This window comes from Coleofasciculus sp. LEGE 07092 (assembly GCF_015207375.1).
Lineage (GTDB): Bacteria > Cyanobacteriota > Cyanobacteriia > Cyanobacteriales > Coleofasciculaceae > LEGE-07092.
Genome location: NZ_JADEWY010000246.1, coordinates 1 through 3307, shown reverse-complemented (window position 1 = coordinate 3307; position 3307 = coordinate 1). Strand labels below are relative to the sequence as shown.

At 47.6% G+C, this 3307-nt stretch carries 3 protein-coding genes; 1 reads left to right on the top strand and 2 read right to left on the bottom strand.

Translation table 11 applies throughout. The features are described 5' to 3' along the window. Positions 1-30: 30 nt before the first annotated feature. Positions 31-1464 carry a signal recognition particle protein gene (ffh, locus tag IQ257_RS29115; protein ID WP_193882467.1) on the bottom strand — a complete coding sequence of 478 codons (1434 nt, stop codon included), beginning with the start codon at positions 1462-1464 and terminating at the stop codon, positions 31-33. A gap of 231 nt (positions 1465-1695) precedes the next feature. Here ffh and IQ257_RS29110 point away from each other — a divergent pair, with 231 nt between their 5' ends. Next, positions 1696-2673: an alpha/beta fold hydrolase gene (locus IQ257_RS29110; protein WP_193882469.1), complete on the top strand. Its 978-nt coding sequence runs from the start codon at positions 1696-1698 to the stop codon at positions 2671-2673. Positions 2674-2760: 87 nt separating this feature from the next. On the opposite strand, the gene IQ257_RS29105 is transcribed toward IQ257_RS29110, so the two are convergent. Beyond that, the coding region (locus tag IQ257_RS29105; protein ID WP_193933473.1) for an ABC transporter permease at positions 2761-3307 on the bottom strand (547 nt) is incomplete at its 5' end.

Below are 3307 nucleotides of genomic sequence, written 5' to 3'. Positions count from 1 at the left end.
GCTCCCCTGCTCCCCCGCTCCTTTCACCACTTAAAGCTCACCAAACCCCTTCTTCTTCTTGACCTTTTTCTGTTTCTTCGGAGCACCACCGCCGCGCCGACCGGGTTGGGGACGATTGCCGCCCATGCCGCCAAACATATCTCCCATACCGGGCATTCCGGCAAACTGACCTTGACCCATCTGTTGCATGAGCGATCGCATTTTGGTAAATTCGCTGATCAAACTGCTGACCTGTTGCTCAGTATGACCGGAGCCTCGGGCAATGCGGCGGCGGCGACTGGGAGAACCTGCCAGCAAATCGGGGTTGCGGCGTTCTTCAGCGGTCATGGAGTTGATCATCGCTTCGGTTTGTTTGAGCTTGCTTTCCCCTTTTTCGAGTTGGTCAGAACTCAGCTTGCCCATCCCTGGAACCATTTTCAACAAACCGCCAAGGGAACCCATGTTCTTCAACAGCCGCATTTGCTTGAGGAAATCGCTGAAGTCAAACTTAGCCGTCAGCATTTTCTCCTGCATCTTGGCAGCATCGGATATATCAATCTCCTCCTGGGCTTTCTCAACCAGGGTGAGAACGTCTCCCATGCCCAAAATCCGCGATGCCATTCGGTCGGGATAAAACGGTTGCAGTGCCTCTACTTTTTCGCCGACACCGACAAATTTAATGGGTTGACCGGATACCCGACGTACCGATAAAGCAGCACCGCCTCTGGTGTCACCATCTAACTTAGTGAGAATTGCTCCAGTAATTTCAATTTGTTCGTGGAAGGTGCGGGTCAGATTTGCTGCCTCTTGACCCGTCATCGCGTCTACTACCAGCAGAACTTCGTGAGGTTGGACGGTTTCTTTAATTCGGGCGAGTTCCGCCATCATATTGGCGTCGATTTGCAGGCGTCCCGCTGTATCGATAATTACCGTATCGACCCCCAGTTCCCTACCACGTTCTACCCCTTGACGAGCAATCTCTACAGGGTCAGCATCCTTACCCATTTCAAACACTGGGACATCAATTTGTTGACCCAGTGTGACTAACTGGTCAATAGCTGCCGGTCGGTAAACGTCTGTTGCCACGAGAAGAGAGGTGCGCTCTTGCTTGCGCAGGTGTAATGCGAGTTTGGCGGTGGCAGTGGTTTTACCAGTCCCCTGCAACCCTGCCATTAGTACAATAGTGGGAGGTTTTTCGACGTTAGCCAAGGGGACATTGCTTTCCCCCATCACCTGCACCAGCTCCTCGTAAACTATTTTGATAAACTGCTGGTCAGGACGGACGCCGGAAATTACTTCAGATCCCTGAGCCTTGGTTTCTACCTCGGCGATAAAATCTTTAACGACTTGTAGGTTTGCATCTGCCGATAACAGAGCGCGACGCACCTCTTTTAGTGCGTCTTGAATGTTAGTCTGAGAAATTTTATCTTGACCGCGTAGTTTCTTCCAGGCTTCTTCTAGGCGTTCCGCTAAGGCATCAAACATAGGTTATATGTCTATATTTTTCCTTAAATTCTACCAAATCTCTTTCAGAGTCCCCTTACAGACAGCTCAATTAGGGATAGGGACTGCTGTTTGATTAGTAATTGCCTTCTACGAGAACATGAATGTCACGGGTGTTATCAGGTTGAACTCCAACGTAGGACGTGACATTCCTGACCTAGAAGTCAGATTTCCGCAGTGTAGTACAACCTTAGCTGGCAAGAGAGCTTAATGATGCCGATGTCAATTAGAATTCTTCTGCTCGTTTCTACAACACTTTATCAAGCGATCGCGTGTTGGATTGAAAATAGAAAACCTCCACCGGGTCAACTGTTTGACGTAGGTGGCTACCGTCTACATTTCTACGTCGCTGGGGAAGCTCGTCCAACCATTATTCTCGACCACAGCTTAGGGGGAATAGAGGGTTATTTTCTTGTCGAAGAACTGGCAAGGTTAGCACGAGTCTGTATCTACGATAGAGCTGGATATGGATGGAGTGATCACAGCCCCTATCCTCGAACTAGTAACCAAATTGTGGCAGAGTTAGATACGCTACTCACCAAAGCGGGAATTGAGCCACCCTTTATTTTAGTAGGAAATTCCTTTGGTAGCTACAATGTACGATTGTATGCCCATCGCTTCCCTGAGAAAGTCATTGGAATGGTACTCACTGATGGACTGCATGAGACAGGAATGCTCAAAATGTCCATTCAGTTACAAGCTTTAAAATTATTTTTTATTTCTGGCTTTGTGATGTCTACGTTGAGCTCAATGCTGGGGATTATTCGACTCTTAAGACTATGGGGACTATTTGAATGGCTAAAGCCTGAATTACGACAGTTTTCTCAGGATTCTCTGAATTCAGTAAAACGGTCTTTCTGCCGTTCTAAGCACTGGATTACAATGAGTCGGGAAATGCTGAATCTAAATAAAAGCGCCCGTCAGGTTAGTATCGCTAACCAGTTCGGTTCGATGCCTGTAGTCAGCATCAAAGCAAATTCTTTTTTCAAGCCGTCTTGGTGGACTATTTTTATGCCGCTGCGAGGAGCTAACCAATTACGGGATAAAATGCATATAAATTTGTGTAATTTGTCAACTGATTGTCTTCAAATCAAAGCCGATAAAAGTGGTCATTTTGTGTGGACGGATCAACCGGATATCATTATAGATGCTGTCAAGATCGTACTCGATAAAGTTGCTGATTCTGACTAGTGCAACGTGGCGAAAATAAGTGACCAGATACAATCCTCCTTGTCTCTCTTGAAGTAGTCAAAAACTGCTGCCGAGATGTACTAGCTATCATCCACCCGTGCGGGGGTCGAGTGCATCCCTCAAACCATCCCCTAGCAAGTTAAATGCCAAAACCGTTAGGGTAATAAATAAACCGGGAAACAAGATAGTCCAAGGTGAGGATAGAGAATAACCGCCCTTAAAAGCATCCGACAGCATTGTACCCAATTCAGGAGTGGGAGGCTGTGCGCCTAAACCCAGAAAACCCAAACCCGCCGCTTCTAGGGTAGCAGTACCAATTGAGAGTGTTGCCTGTACTACCAAAGAACCCAAGCAGGCGGGTAAAATATGGTGGAAAATAATCCGCGCTGGTGTCGCACCGAATGCCCTTACCGTTTGCACAAATTCCTGCTCTCTGAGCGAGAGTACCATGCTGCGGGTCAGCCGGATAAAAATCGGAACTTGCACCACACCAACTGCAATCATGACACTGGGAATGCTAGGACCTGTGACGGTAACAATTGCGATCGCTAATAGAATAGAGGGAAACGCTAACAAGATATCCGTCAGCCAACCAATAACGGTTTCCCACCATCCCCGAAAATATCCCCCAACC